A 14,509-nucleotide genomic window follows, 5' to 3' on the forward strand; every position below is an offset into this window, starting at 1 on the left:
AGAAGGATTGTGACCATGAGCTTACTTGCCTCGCTGCGTGACTGGCTAACGGCGCAACATCTCGATGCGATGCTGCTGTCATCGCGGCAGAATAAACAGCCGCATATGGGGATCTCCAGCGGTTCAGGGTTTGTGTTTATCAGCCATCAAAGCGCGCATATTCTGGTCGACGCCCGTTACTACACCGATGTTGCTACGCGTACTCAGGGCTATCAGATCCATCTACTTGATGGCGCGCAGACGCTGTATTCACGGGTGAATCACATTATTGCTGACGAAAAGCTGCAGACGGTGGGATTTGAAGGCGAGCAGGTAAGCTGGAATACGGTGAATGGATGGTCGGGCAAACTGCGTGCCCGACTAGTGAGTGCCGTGCCGGATGTGCTCCGGCAGGTAAAAACGGCGCAGGAGATAGCCTGCATTCGCGAAGCCTGCCGGATAGCTGACCTTAGTGCTGAACATATTCGCCGCTTTATTCAACCTGGGCTCAGTGAGCGCGAAATCGCCGCTGAACTGGAGTGGTACATGCGCACGCTCGGTGCAGACAAACCCTCTTTTGACACCATTGTCGCCAGCGGCTGGCGCGGCGCGCTGCCGCACGGTAAAGCCAGCGACAAGCGTGTCGAGGCGGGTGAGTTCATCACGCTGGATTTTGGTGCGCAGTATCAGGGCTATTGTTCGGATATGACGAGAACCTTTCGCATCCCAGACGCAAACCAGCCAGCGCAAGAAAGCCCGCTGTTTTCCGTGTATCAGATTGTCCTGGCGGCGCAGCGGGCGGCGGTGGCAGCAATTCGACCAGGTCGGCGTTGCCATGAGGTTGACGCCGCAGCCAGGCAGGTCATTACGCAGGCGGGCTATGGTGATGAGTTTGGTCACAATACCGGACACGCTATCGGCATTGAGGTGCATGAAAATCCCCGTTTTTCCCCCACCGACGCGACGCTTCTGGCGGCTGGCATGCTGCTCACCGTTGAGCCGGGTATTTATCTGCCGGGGCAGGGAGGCGTGCGTATTGAGGACGTGGTGCTGGTTACGCCAGACGGCGGCGAGGTGCTCTACACCATGGCGAAAACATTGTTACACACGGGAGAAGCGTAATGGACTTATCGCTACTGAAGGCGCTGAGTGAGGCGGACGCGATCGCCTCTTCAGAACAGGAAGTGCGGCAGATCCTGCTTGAAGAGGCGGATCGTCTGGATAAAGAGGTGCGCTTTGACGGCCTGGGATCGGTGCTGATCCGTCTGAATGAATCAACCGGTCCGAAGGTAATGATCTGCGCGCATATGGATGAAGTGGGATTTATCGTGCGCAGTATTTCCAGCGAAGGAGCGATCGATGTATTGCCGGTGGGAAATGTGCGTATGGCGGCCAGGCAATTGCAGCCGGTGCGGATCACTACCCGTGAAGAGAGCAAAATTCCCGGTCTGCTCGACGGAGAGCGCAGCGGTAATGACGTCAGTGCGCTGCAGGTGGACATTGGCGCGCGGTCTTATGAAGAGGTACTTCAGGCCGGCGTACGCCCTGGCGATCGCGTCACCTTTGACACGACGTTTCAGGTTTTGCCGCACCAGCGAGTCATGGGCAAAGCCTTTGATGATCGACTTGGATGTTATTTGCTGGTGGCGCTCCTGCGCGAATGGCATAACGCCATTCTCCCATGCGAGGTCTGGCTGGTGGCCAGTTCCAGTGAAGAAGTGGGACTGCGCGGAGGACAAACAGCAGCACGTGCGGTCGCCCCGGATGTGGCGATCGTGCTGGATACCGCCTGCTGGGCCAAAAACTTTGATCATGGTGCGGCCAACCATCGGCAGATTGGTAATGGCCCGATGCTGGTGTTAAGCGATAAATCGCTGATTGCCTCGCCAAAGCTGACGGCGTGGGTTGAAAGCGTGGCCACCGATGCGGGTATTACCCTGCAGCTTGACATGTTCAGTAACGGCGGCACTGACGGCGGGGCGGTGCACGTAAGCGGCACGGGGATCCCCACGGTTGTCATGGGGCCAGCTACGCGGCATGGACACTGCGCGGCGTCGATTGCCGACTGCCGTGACATCATCCAGACGCAGCAGTTGTTGTCGACTCTTCTTTCACATCTTACGTGCGAAACCGTGGTTCATCTGACGGATTTCAGGTGCTGATTTCGCGCTAAACAGGAGTTGTTATGCTAACGATTCAATTTCTTTGCCCGTTACCCAATGGCCTGCATGCGCGTCCGGCGTGGGAGCTGAAAGAGCAATGCAGCCAGTGGCAAAGTGAGGTGATATTTCTTAACCATCGCCAGAACGCCAGGGCAGATGCGAAAAGCTCGCTGGCGCTGATTGGCACCGGGACGCTGTTTAATGACAGTTGTAGCTTAACCATCACCGGTCGCGATGAAGAACAGGCCCGACGAGCGCTGGAGGAGTACCTCCTGCACCGGTTTATTGACAGCGACAGCGTTCAGCCGACGCCGGCGGAACTGGCGGCGCATCCGTTGCCGCGTTCGCTGATTCGCCTCAACCCAGACCTTCTTTATGGCACCGTGCTGGCAGGGGGCGTAGGGGCAGGTTCGCTCACGCTTTGGCAGAGCGATAATCTGGAAAGCTATCGCGCGATTGCGCCGAGTGCGGAAGACAATACCCAGCTGGAGCATAGTCTGGCGACGCTTGCCGAACAGCTCAATCAGCAACTGCGCGAGCGTGAGGGTGAGAGTAAAACCATCCTCAGCGCCCATCTGTCTCTGATTCAGGACGACGAGTTTGCCGGGAATATTCGTCGCTTAATGCTGGAGCAGCATCTGGGGTTAGGGGCGGCGATTATCGCCAATATGGAGCAGGTGTGCGACAAGCTGTCGGCCTCCGGTAGCGATTACCTGCGCGAGCGCGTTAGCGATATCCGTGATATCAGCGAACAACTGCTGCACATCACCTGGCCTGAAAGACGTCCGCGCAATGCGCTGGTGCTGAATAAGCCGACGATTCTGGTCGCTGAGGATTTGACACCCAGCCAGTTTTTAAGCCTCAATTTGCAGCATCTGTCAGGCATGATCCTGGAGAAAACAGGGCGCACATCGCATACCCTGATCCTCGCTCGCGCGTCGACTATACCGGTGCTTAGCGGCTTGCCGCTGGAGGCCATTAGCCGCTATGCAGGGCAGCATGCGGTACTGGATGCCCGCTGTGGGGTACTGGCCATCAATCCAGACGATGCGGTTCGCGGTTATTACGCGATTGCGCAGAAGCTGGCCGATGAATGCCAGCGGCGGCAGGCGCTGGATGCCGCTCAGCCCGCGCTGACCAAGGATAATCAGCGTATTGACGTTGCAGCGAATATCGGTACCGCGCTGGAAGCGCCGGGGGCGTTTGCCAATGGCGCGGAAGGGATTGGGCTGTTTCGTACTGAAATGCTGTTTATGGACCGCGACAGCGCTCCCGACGAGCAGGAACAGTTTGAAGCCTACCAGCAGGTCTTATTGGCCGCGGGCGACAAGCCGGTTATCTTTCGCACCATGGATATTGGGGGGGATAAAAATATCCGTTACCTCAATATTCCGCAGGAAGATAATCCGTTCCTGGGCTACCGCGCGGTGCGAATTTATCCAGAGTTTGCTGGACTGTTTCGCACGCAGCTGCGCGCCATCTTACGTGCGGCAACCTTCGGCAATGCGCAGCTGATGATCCCAATGGTGCACAGCCTTGACCAGATTTTGTGGGTAAAAAGCGAACTGCAAAAAGCGCTGGTGGCACTGAAAGCCGACGGTTTACGCCATGCTCCGACAATTTCATTGGGGATTATGGTTGAAGTGCCGTCGGTGTGTTACATCATCGACCATTTCTGCGATGAGGTGGATTTCTTCAGTATTGGTTCAAACGACATGACCCAGTACCTGTACGCCGTCGATCGTAATAACCCGCGCGTTTCGCCGTTGTACAACCCGATTACGCCGTCGTTCCTGCGAATGTTGCAGCAGATTGTCCGCGTGGCGCACGAACGCGGTAAATGGGTGGGCATTTGCGGCGAACTGGGGGGCGAAGGACGCTATTTACCGCTGCTACTGGGCTTAGGACTCGACGAGCTGAGCATGAGCAGTCCACGTATTCCGGCGGTGAAAAGTCAGCTTCGTCAACTGGAGGGCCAGGCATGCCGTGAACTCGCCATACGGGCCTGTGAGTGCCGTAGCGCTCAAGAGATAGAAGATCTGCTCAACCAGTTTGCACCGCAGAAAGACGTGCGTCCGCTGCTGGCGCGGGAGAATATCTTTGTTGGTGAATCTCTGAGTAACAAAGAGCAGGTGATTCAGTTTCTGTGCGGCAATCTGGGTGTTAATGGGCGAACTGAACATCCGTTTGAGCTGGAGGAAGATATCTGGCAGCGCGAAGAGATAGTCACCACTGCTGTCGGTTTTGGTGTGGCTATTCCTCACACTAAGTCCCAGTGGATCCGCCATTCCAGCATCAGTATTGCCCGGTTTGCTCATCCCGTTGACTGGCAGTCAGAGATGGGCGAAGTGGAACTGGTTATCATGCTGACGCTGGGGGCTGATGAAGGCATTAACCACGTGAAGGTCTTCTCGCAGCTGGCGCGTAAGCTGGTGAACAAGCCGTTCCGCCAGTCGTTGTTTGCCGCTGAAAATGCCGACAGTATTCTCGCGTTGCTGGAGGCGGAACTGACGTTTTAAGCTTCACTGAAAGAGCGCTCTCCAGCCTGCGACGATCTGGTTGCAGGCTGGATGAACGCGACCGGAAAGCGACATCATCAATGCGGCGCGTTTGGCACCGGCAGTTTCCCGGCTCTTAAGAGCGTCATTTCTTGCTTACAGAGCAGAACTACCGCCTGGCGAGCTTTAACACGGCGGGAGGTAAGGGCTCTTTTCACGGTCTGACGATCCGCACCTGATTCCAGCATCTGAAAACACATCAGGGAGAGTGCACGTCTGTTTTTCATCGCATATTCACTTTATTGAGTAAGCCTGCAGGGGGAGCTACATGCCGTTATTTTACAACGATGCAAACGGATATTACTAACCTGTTGGTGTTGTCTCACTTAACGTGCTGACTGAAAACGTACGCTGTACTCTCCCGGCGTCAGGCCAAACTGACGCCGGAACAGGCGGCAGAAATAATTACTGTCCTGATACCCGCACCGCTGTGCGACTTCGCTAATCGACAGATGGTATTTCTGTAAGATGATGCGCGCCTTCGCCATTCTGACCCACCGCAGGTACTCGACGAACCCCATGGTGCCGTGCTGGGCAAACACTTTTGACAGGTGGTTGGGCGTGATATTAAAAAACTGCGCTACGCTTTCCCGGGTCAGCGGTTGGGCATAGTTATCCTGCACCCAGTTACACATACTGTGATAGAGAAATTCAGCGCGCGGACGCTCTGTGTCAGGGCGGGTATTCACCACGCTACGACACAGATGCAGCAGGCTAAGCACCAGCGGCTGAATAATATCCTGGGCCTGAGAAGAGCGGCTTAAATGGGTTAATGCGGTGAGCATCGCCTCGCCTTCGCCGCGCTGCGGATGTGGTAACTCAATACGGCGGATCGGACGTAACAGCGATGCCGTTCGATTATCGTAAAAAGAGAGCCCCAGCCAGGCCGGAGAAAACACCAGACTCAGTAGCATCACGGGTTTATCGCTGCCGGGCAAATTCGCTGCTTTCGCCGGGATAAACAGCATGTCGCCTTCAGGCAGACTATACTGCTGTTTTTCCAGTTGATTACTGTATTCGCCACGCAGCACGATATCGAGGCGCGGAAGGTCAATACACAAACTGCCGGACGGTAACGTGCTGGGCTGGGACGCGAACCACACGCGGCCAAGACGCTGCGGGTTCAATACCAGGCCGCTGAACAGATCGGCGAAAAACTGTTGGTCTGCGGGGAGGCCAGGCTCTTTCATCACTCTTTCTCTGCGCTATAAGTGCATTAACTGCCTGAACTCTTTCACTTTACTCCGACTCACCGGGATTTCAAATTCCAGATCTTTTAAGCGCAAAATGTAGGTGTTGTTAAACCAGGGTTCGATCTCGCGGATTTTATTCAGATTCACACAGAACGAGCGGTGGCAGCGGAAGAAATGCGAAGCAGGCAATTTGCTGCAAAATTCAGTGATGTTCATCGGCATCACGTACGATTCGCGCCGGGTGTAGACAAACGTCATCTTTTCATGGGCTTCTGCGTAGTAGATGTCGTTGATCGGGGTCACGATGATCCGCTCATCTTTGATCAGATTGATCGTATCGTTTTCGCGGGTCACCGGACTGGCAGGGGAGGTTCCCGTTTGCTGTTGCTGCCAGGCTGCTTCCAGCTTTTGCAGCATGCCGACGATGCGTGATTCCTGATACGGCTTCAGGATGTAGTCAAAAGCCTCCAGTTCAAAGGCTTCAACAGCGTGCTCTTTCCACGCGGTAATAAAGACAATAAAGGGCTTGTGCGCGAACTGGCTGATGTTTTGCGCCAACAGGACGCCATCCAGCGAGGGAATATTGATATCCAGAAAAATGGCGTCAACGCGGTTGTGCTGGAGATATTTCAGCACGTCCAGACCGTCGTCAAATGTGCCGACAATCTCCATCTGGCTGTGCTCTTTTATCAGCCAGCTAAGTTCCTGTTGGGCCAGGAATTCATCTTCAACAATGATGACTTTCACGACTTCACTCCTGGTTAAAGCAACAATGTGGCCGGTGCGGCTGCGGGCGAGTGCTGATTAGGCACATAAAAGGCAATCTCTGTGCCTGGCTCCAGACGGCGGATATGGAGGCCCTCGCCGTAGAGCAGCTTAACGCGATGATGCACATTTAACAGACCAATTTTATTGCCCGGCATTTCATTGGATTCGACCCGTTCAATCACTTTTGGATCGATGCCGTGGCCCGTATCCCGCACGGCAATCCGTACCCGATTACCGCACTCCGCAACGCTGATGGTGACCACCCCTTTTCCTTTGCAGGGTTGAATCCCATGGACGATAGCGTTCTCTACCAGCGGCTGAATCAGCAGGCTGGGAATATAACAGCTTACCTCTTCATCGATATCATAAATAACCGTCAGCTTGTCGCCAAAACGGGCCTGTTCGATGGCGATGTAATCCTTGATTTGATATAGCTCTTTTTTGATGTCGATCTGCTCATCGTCTTTTAATTCAATATTATAGCGAAGATAGCGCGATAAATTAAAAATCAGCTGGCGCGCAGTGTCTGGATTCAGCCGCACCGACGATGAAATTGCGTTCAGGGCGTTAAACAGGAAATGGGGATTTATTTTACTTTGTAGCGCACGCAGCTCTGCCTTATTTGCCATTTCGCGTAGCTGCTCCGCCCGGGAGACTTCCAGCTGAGTCGAGATAATTTGCGACAGGCCGATGGCCATTTCTTGTAGCGAGGAGGTTATCTGGTGGGCGTGACAGTAGTAGATTTTTAGCGTACCGGTGACAACACCTTTCTCCCAAAGCGGAATCACCAGCATGGAGTGTATTTCCGGCGTACGGTGCGCTTCATCATTGTTTTTTATGATGATTTTTCCGTAATTGATCGCCTGTTGCGTAGTCGGACTGACGAAATCATCATTATCGCGGTAGTTAAGTTCACCCACGCCAACGTAGGCCAGCACGTGCTGGGTGTTGGTAATAGCGACGGCATCAGCATGGATATCATGGCGAATAATTTCGCACACCTGGCGAAGCGATTCGCTATTGACCTGGCGAAAAAGCGGCAGAGTTTTGTTGGCGATATCCAGAGCCAGCTTAGCCTGCTTCGCGGCGCTGGCTTCTTTCTCGCCTTCCACGCTTTGCACCAGCATGACGATAAAACCAATGCAGACACTACCCAGAATCATTGGGATGCCGATTTTCGAAACGATATCCAGCCCCAGTTCGGTGGTGGGCGCCCAGGCGACGACGAGGATCATGGTCAGAGATTCGCACAGCATTCCGCCTAAAATACCCGCACGCCAGTGTTGCGCTTTGGGGATCCTACGGTTGATCCAGCCGGCAATGCAGCCTGCCAGAATGCTGGTGATAAAGCAGGGCAGGGCGGTTACGCCGCCGATGTCGATCAGGTAGCGGTGGGTGCCCGCGATCAGGCCTGTAATGATACCGACCCAGGGACCGAACAGAATTCCCCCTGACATGACGGCGATAATACGTACGTTAACCAGTGAGCCTTCAACCGGTACGCCGGACCAGGTACTGAACAGGGCAAACATTGAGAAAATCGCGGTAACGGCGAGCAGCTCTTTCGGGGAGTGGGCTGACTTGTGCAACAGTTCGCGAAACAGGCGGATACGAATCAGGAAAAACAGACAGAACAGCATCAGCGCTGCCCGGTCGAATACCGCCAGCAGCATATTGAATATTTCGTGCACGGGTGACTCTTGCGCAAGGGTTAAACCTCTATGATAGGTAACCTGAGGCTGGATGACCAGCACACCCGCAGCCTGTGGCTAATGGGGAAAAACCTTAATATTAAAAGGGGATTGTTGCATGGTTGTTGTATTTACAATGCCTGTCCTGTCAACGGAGCGCGCAAAGTAATATGTTTAACAATAAAATGTTAAATGGTGGTAATTTTAAGCGGAGTGTGAAAAATTTTATTTCCTCATTTTTTCTGGCTATTCCTCTTTTACCTCAATAAAAAATATTTTGTTTTGCCTCTCGACAGAAGGAAATTATTCAGGCTATTTTCTAAACGTGCCACCATCGTGGCAGCGTCGCTCGGACGGTCCGGGCGCTAACGTTAATCTGAGGATATTATGGCTGACTCCCGCCCTGAACGTCGCTTTACGCGTATTGATCGCCTTCCCCCTTACGTTTTTAACATCACTGCTGAGCTAAAGATGGCTGCGCGTCGGCGCGGCGAAGATATTATCGATTTCAGCATGGGGAACCCGGATGGGGCCACGCCTCCTCACATTGTCGAAAAACTCTGTACCGTGGCGCAGCGCCCGGATACGCACGGTTACTCCACCTCGCGCGGCATTCCGCGTCTGCGTCGGGCGATTTCCCGTTGGTACCAGGAACGCTATGACGTTGAGATCGATCCGGAATCCGAAGCGATTGTGACGATTGGCTCGAAAGAAGGATTGGCGCACCTGATGCTGGCCACGCTGGATCACGGCGATACGGTCCTCGTACCGAACCCGAGCTATCCGATCCATATTTATGGCGCGGTGATTGCCGGCGCGCAGGTACGTTCAGTGCCGCTGGTCGAAGGGGTCGATTTCTTTAATGAGCTGGAGCGCGCGATTCGCGAAAGCTACCCGAAACCGAAGATGATGATCTTAGGTTTTCCTTCCAACCCGACTGCGCAGTGCGTCGAGCTGGAGTTCTTCGAAAAAGTTGTGGCCCTGGCTAAACGCTATGACGTGCTGGTGGTTCATGACCTGGCCTATGCCGATATCGTCTACGATGGCTGGAAAGCGCCGTCGATTATGGAGGTACCGGGCGCTCGTGATGTCGCGGTGGAGTTTTTCACCCTATCGAAAAGCTACAACATGGCGGGCTGGCGTATCGGTTTTATGGTAGGTAACAAAACGCTGGTGAACGCGCTGGCTCGAATTAAGAGCTATCACGATTACGGAACCTTTACTCCGTTGCAGGTTGCAGCAATCGCCGCGCTGGAAGGCGATCAGCAGTGCGTGCGGGATATTGCTGAGCAATATAAACGTCGTCGAGATGTGCTGGTTAAGGGGCTGCATGAAGCCGGGTGGATGGTCGAGATGCCCAAGGCCTCGATGTACGTTTGGGCGAAAATCCCAGAGCAATACGCCGCGATGGGCTCACTTGAATTTGCCAAGAAACTGCTGAACGAGGCGAAGGTATGCGTTTCGCCGGGGATTGGTTTTGGTGATTATGGTGATACGCACGTGCGCTTTGCGTTAATTGAAAACCGCGACCGTACCCGCCAGGCGATCCGTGGCATCAAAGCAATGTTCCGCGCCGATGGCGTACTGCCTGCCAGTGCAAAATCGGCCACTGAAAGTACCGACTAACAACACGTTTTCCCAAAAGCAAACAGGAGCCATCAGGCTCCTGTTTTTTTGCTGCGTCTTTTAATTTAGATCATCAGGGCGAAAGTACCGGCCCAAACGATGACCATAAAAGAAATGCCCATAAAGAAATATTTCACTTTTCATCTCTCCGCGTACCTGAGGTACGTCTAAATGAACATATGCTAACCTGACAGAGAGCTGATGCACGCGTAAACGAAATGGAGAATTCCCTTCGTTTGCTTGTCTGCATCACCTCAGAATTCTGAGCTTTTATGCTCCAGACGGCGCTAATGTACGCCTAAAAATGAGGTGAGACAAGAGGCATTTTTTTATTTAATTTTAATAACTTACAAGTGTCGTGATTCGGCGACAGTTTAATTTCTATCGGTAATAAATTGCTATTGAGCGACGGAATGTTTACTCGGAGAATTCTCATATCTCCATGATGTTAATGCGGTTAATTTTTCGCGGAATGAGATTATGAAAAGGTTAAAAATGACCAGATTAATGATGTTAGCACTCGTTCTTACGCCAGTGACGTCGATGGCGGCCTCGCCGATGGCATTCAATTTCAGCTGCGCAAGTATTGGTGGTGTGAATAGTGATGGTAAAGGCAATATCTGGATTGATGGCACTAAGGCGACGGTAAAGGCCTTCAATGAAAATTACTGGGAAGCAAAAAGCGGTAACAATACCGTGTCTATCTCCCGTAAAGATGACGGGAATCCGGACGTTTCCTGGACCGGGCCTAATCGTAAGCACGGGATTTGCCTGCCTGAAGACAATATCGACTTTTCAGGGGCAAAGAAATCGACCAGCAACGGGCCTTCTTTTTCCTGTTCTGCGGTAGCAAAGGGCAGTATCGAAGAGGTTATCTGTCAAAGTCCTTCGCTCTCAGCCATGGATTTGGCATTGAACGGGGCCTACAAGCAGGCGCTGGTGAAATCGAGTAATAACCCGACTCTTAAAGCAGAGCAACGCGGCTGGGTGAAAGGGCGTAACGAATGCTGGAAAGAGCAGGATAAGCCAGCGTGTATAGCCCGTAACTACAATGAGCGAATGGCTGAATTACAGAACAAGTGGGGCGTGAAGTAATTCAGCCGCAGAAAAAAAGAAAGGCCTTTCGGCCTTTCTTTTTAGATGTACAACGAGGCTTCACCCATCGGGCGAGTTTTGAAGCGACGGTGGATCCAGAGATACTGCTCGGGCGCGCGCATGATCTCTTTTTCGATAATTTTGTTCATATACGCCGCTGCCTGGCTTTCATCTGTTGGATAACCTTCCATTTCTGGCGTGATGAACAGGCGGTAACCGGAGTTATCTGCTTTTCTCACCATGGTTACGGTCAGCATCGCTGCGCCCGATAACCGTGACAGCACGTAAGTACCGTTGGTGGTCGCGACGTTTTTGACTGCGAAGAAGGGGGCGAATGAACTCCCTTTACGACCGTAGTCCTGATCGGGGGCAAACCATACCGCTTCCCCTTTTTTCAGGGCGCCGACAATACCGCGCAGATTATTTCTGCCGATCATGGCCTTGTTGGAGCGCATACGACCGCGGGTTTGGATCCACTCCATCAACTTATTGTTGTGCGGGCGATAGGTTGCCATCATCGGTTGGCAAAGTCCCATTACGCGACCACCCAACTCGAGTGACATAAAGTGTACGCCTACCACCATCACGCCACGGTTTTGCATCTGTGCGCGTTTCAGGTTGTCCAGCCCTTCTACATCAAACCATTTGCGTACCCGGCGATCCGGCCAGAACCAGGCCATACCCGTTTCAAGCAGGGCCATGCCGAGTGAACGGAAGTTCTCATCGACCAGTTTGTCTCTTTCTTCTTGCGACAGATTTGGGAAACAGAGTTCGAGATTTTTATGAGCAATAGATTCACGGCGCTTTAAAAATGGACGAGCCAGCGTGCCTGTACGGGTACCAAGAAAACACAATACCGGATAGGGAAGCTGTACCAGTAACCAGAGCACACCGACGCCAAACCATGTGAGCCAGTAGCGCGGATGCAAAAACGCGCGTGAAAATTTACATTGGGGGAACATAAGCACCTGTTGTTGATACGAAATAGGTGTATCGCGAAGATTCTTTAGTCTGCCGCTTTACAGTCTGTACTGATCGTTAGGCCGCCATGAACGACATTGGTTCCTGTAAAGAGTGTAAAACTGAGTCAGGACAAAACCAGGAAGGGGCATGAATGATCGGACGCTCAATGTACACCCGAATATTAATGTCAGCCAGAAATAATTACTCAAGATTCGTAAATGTTTTTACGGCGATTAAGGTCAAAAATGAGTCGATATATAATGTGTTGTTTTTATGACGATTAAATAAACGGCTGTCGAATAAATTAGTAGTCAGCGATTGAGTGATTTTTGTAACGAAAATGTTGCTTAAATTGCGAACCATTGGGAATTGTCTTAGAATATAAACTCAAGGGAGTGTAAGGACTTACGTAAATTTTTACGGCAAACAGGAGGTATCGCTATGTTCTATTTTTGGATCTTTCTCGCGTTGAGCATTCTGAGCGTCAGTTGCTATATCTGGCAGGTTATGGGGACTGCGGCGTCAATAAGTGCTTTTATCGGCATGGCCATACTCACGGCATTAATTTACGTTTTTACTATGCAGTTGACCAATGGTAACGAGATGGTTACCGGATTATTCCTTTTTCTTGCCCCAGCATGCGGTTTGATCATCCGCTTTATGGTGGGTTACGGTAAGCAATAAATTATCACGTTGAGCTATTTATTCTTTATCTGAATGTATTGAAGTGCCAGCATCGCTGGCACTTTTTGCGAGACTGAAATCGGCTACCGGGCATCAGCCAACTGGAGTGACGCTTCCTCTTGCTGAGCGTTTTTCCGCTGTTGTTCGAGTTCCAGCGCGCCGCGATGAGAGAGGTAGCAGAACAGGATGCAGCAGACAATCCCGCCCATCAACAGATAGAAGCCGCCATGCCATCCCATTTTATCGACCATCACGCCAAACAGGCTGGTTCCCAGCGATGCGCCAAAAATGTAGCTCATGAATCCGCGTAACCCTACCGCAGAACCTACTGCGAAGCTGGGGACGATTTCCATGGTCTGCACGGAGGCCAGGAACTGCGGAACATAAATCAGGCAACCCACGATGGCGGCAAAAATAGTGACCATCAGCAGCGATTCACTTTTCCAGTAACCGATCAGGCAGACGAAAATCAGCGCCATACAGATCATGGCCAGCGGCATGCGACGGCCTTTAAACAGTTTATCGGTGAGCCAACCCGCCAGTAATGTGGAAGGAATTGCCGCCCATTCGAAAAACAGAAAAGCTATGCTCATTTGCTCTTTCGAGAAATGTTTTTCGGTTAATAAATAAATTGGCAGCCAGCTAATCATACCAAAACGCACCATATAGACAAAAACGTCTACCAGTGAAACATACCAGGCATTTTTATTACGCAATACATAGGTGCAGAAGATCTGGAAGGCACTCATATTTTCTGGCGCCTGGACAGCGTGTCGGGAATTTAATACGACTTTTTCTTCCGGCATCATTTGTTCCAGAGCCGGTAAACCCTCCTGGCGTGGTGAACCTTTCCCCAGCATCAGCACAATAAAAGCAAACAGTACGGCAACACAGGCCGGAACAATATAGCTGGCGCTTTGCCAGTGTTCACTCCCCAAAATGGCAAACGCGGCGCCAACAATCGGGGCGACAATACCACCGCCAACGTTGTGTGAGATATTCCAGAATGCGCCAACGCGTCCACGTTCTTTACGTGGAAACCAGTTAGCGATGGTAATAAATGAAGGGCCAACGCCCATCCCCTGAAACAAACCGTTGAAAACGACCAACGCGGCGAATATCCAGAATCCGGTACTGAACCCCAGGCCTACGTTGACGATAGCGCACAGGATCAGGCCGCATGCCATGAAGACTTTCGGGCTGGCCTTGTCTGCCAGACTGCTCATAATACCTTTACTGATCCCATAGGCAATAAGCATGCAGCTGCTGAGTAAACCAATCTGCGTAGCGCTGAGATCCAGGTGCTCCTTCAGATATGGAGTCGAAAGCGTGAAGTTATTGCGCACAATATAGTACGCAAGATAGCCAAGAAATACGCTGAGTAATGCCTGAATTCGGTATCGGCCATAAGTTGCCTGGACTTTCTCCGCCGGGACTTTATTCGCCGCTGGTCCTGCCTTAAATATTGATAACATATCATCACCTAATTTTTTATTGATGTGAATATCAGGATTTTTCGCAGTGAAGAGTGAAATAGACGGCAAAGAAACTCAAGTTGATGAAATGTGTCACTATTGACTCAATTTGCGGGCGGCGTGGCAGATTTTGACTCTTTTTTAATAATGGATTTTCAATTCTATTCTTTCACGGGCATTTTTATCATCGGCGTGTGCGGGTATTAACAAATTTAGACTGCATTTTCGGGTATTCTTTACTGATGTCGTCACTTTCCGTTTGGTTATTCTACGAATAACCTTATTCTTCCCCCCAGCGGTGATAAACGGGTAAGT

General features: G+C 51.9%; 13 protein-coding genes. 6 read left to right on the forward strand and 7 right to left on the reverse strand.

What is annotated here, in order from left to right; all coding sequences use genetic code 11:
* Positions 1–15: 15 nt before the first annotated feature.
* The 3 genes from ypdF to ptsP are packed head-to-tail and all read left to right on the forward strand — an operon-like array spanning position 16 to position 4,660.
* The gene (gene ypdF / locus GFC06_RS11390) at positions 16–1,101 is read left to right on the forward strand and encodes an aminopeptidase (protein WP_153690167.1); all 1,086 of its coding nucleotides are present in this window, start codon (positions 16–18) and stop codon (positions 1,099–1,101) included.
* Complete coding sequence (gene ypdE, locus GFC06_RS11395) at positions 1,101–2,141, forward strand: aminopeptidase (protein ID WP_153690168.1); 1,041 nt, start codon at positions 1,101–1,103, stop codon at positions 2,139–2,141. Before ypdF ends, ypdE begins: the two co-directional genes overlap by 1 nt.
* A 23-nt stretch (positions 2,142–2,164) precedes the next feature.
* Positions 2,165–4,660, forward strand: a complete 2,496-nt coding sequence (ptsP, locus tag GFC06_RS11400) for a phosphoenolpyruvate--protein phosphotransferase (RefSeq protein ID WP_153690169.1) — start codon at positions 2,165–2,167, stop codon at positions 4,658–4,660.
* A gap of 77 nt (positions 4,661–4,737) precedes the next feature.
* On the opposite strand, the gene GFC06_RS11405 is transcribed toward ptsP, so the two are convergent.
* The 4 genes from GFC06_RS11405 to GFC06_RS11420 all read right to left on the reverse strand — a co-directional run bounded on the left by GFC06_RS11405 (position 4,738) and on the right by GFC06_RS11420 (position 8,351).
* Complete coding sequence (locus GFC06_RS11405) at positions 4,738–4,926, reverse strand: hypothetical protein (RefSeq protein WP_032931709.1); 189 nt, start codon at positions 4,924–4,926, stop codon at positions 4,738–4,740.
* Between the two features lie 99 nt (positions 4,927–5,025).
* Positions 5,026–5,889: a helix-turn-helix domain-containing protein gene (locus GFC06_RS11410; RefSeq protein ID WP_153690170.1), complete on the reverse strand. Its 864-nt coding sequence runs from the start codon at positions 5,887–5,889 to the stop codon at positions 5,026–5,028.
* A gap of 15 nt (positions 5,890–5,904) precedes the next feature.
* On the reverse strand, positions 5,905–6,639 hold the full coding sequence (gene ypdB, locus GFC06_RS11415) for a two-component system response regulator YpdB (protein WP_016153896.1): 735 nt from the start codon (positions 6,637–6,639) through the stop codon (positions 5,905–5,907).
* 14 nt (positions 6,640–6,653) lie between these two features.
* Positions 6,654–8,351, reverse strand: a complete 1,698-nt coding sequence (locus GFC06_RS11420; protein WP_029139619.1) for a sensor histidine kinase — start codon at positions 8,349–8,351, stop codon at positions 6,654–6,656.
* Between the two features lie 387 nt (positions 8,352–8,738).
* Between GFC06_RS11420 and alaC the strand changes: the two genes are divergently transcribed.
* Complete coding sequence (alaC, locus tag GFC06_RS11425; RefSeq protein ID WP_153690171.1) at positions 8,739–9,977, forward strand: alanine transaminase; 1,239 nt, start codon at positions 8,739–8,741, stop codon at positions 9,975–9,977.
* 65 nt (positions 9,978–10,042) lie between these two features.
* On the opposite strand, the gene ypdK is transcribed toward alaC, so the two are convergent.
* Positions 10,043–10,114 carry a membrane protein YpdK gene (ypdK, locus tag GFC06_RS11430; RefSeq protein WP_010723117.1) on the reverse strand — a complete coding sequence of 24 codons (72 nt, stop codon included), beginning with the start codon at positions 10,112–10,114 and terminating at the stop codon, positions 10,043–10,045.
* Positions 10,115–10,457: 343 nt separating this feature from the next.
* Here ypdK and GFC06_RS11435 point away from each other — a divergent pair, with 343 nt between their 5' ends.
* Complete coding sequence (locus GFC06_RS11435) at positions 10,458–11,072, forward strand: lysozyme inhibitor LprI family protein (protein WP_016153893.1); 615 nt, start codon at positions 10,458–10,460, stop codon at positions 11,070–11,072.
* Positions 11,073–11,113: 41 nt separating this feature from the next.
* On the opposite strand, the gene lpxP is transcribed toward GFC06_RS11435, so the two are convergent.
* Entirely contained in the window at positions 11,114–12,034 is a 921-nt protein-coding gene (gene lpxP, locus GFC06_RS11440) for a kdo(2)-lipid IV(A) palmitoleoyltransferase (RefSeq protein ID WP_016157070.1), read from the reverse strand.
* 442 nt (positions 12,035–12,476) lie between these two features.
* On the opposite strand from lpxP, the gene GFC06_RS11445 reads away from it, so the two are divergent.
* Positions 12,477–12,719 carry a DUF2545 family protein gene (locus tag GFC06_RS11445; RefSeq protein WP_019077325.1) on the forward strand — a complete coding sequence of 81 codons (243 nt, stop codon included), beginning with the start codon at positions 12,477–12,479 and terminating at the stop codon, positions 12,717–12,719.
* Positions 12,720–12,802: 83 nt separating this feature from the next.
* Here the strand turns inward: GFC06_RS11445 and pgtP are convergent, their stop codons facing one another.
* Positions 12,803–14,194 carry a phosphoglycerate transporter PgtP gene (gene pgtP, locus GFC06_RS11450; protein WP_016153890.1) on the reverse strand — a complete coding sequence of 464 codons (1,392 nt, stop codon included), beginning with the start codon at positions 14,192–14,194 and terminating at the stop codon, positions 12,803–12,805.
* Positions 14,195–14,509 lie beyond the last annotated feature (315 nt).

Source organism: Citrobacter braakii, from assembly GCF_009648935.1.
GTDB lineage: Bacteria > Pseudomonadota > Gammaproteobacteria > Enterobacterales > Enterobacteriaceae > Citrobacter > Citrobacter braakii.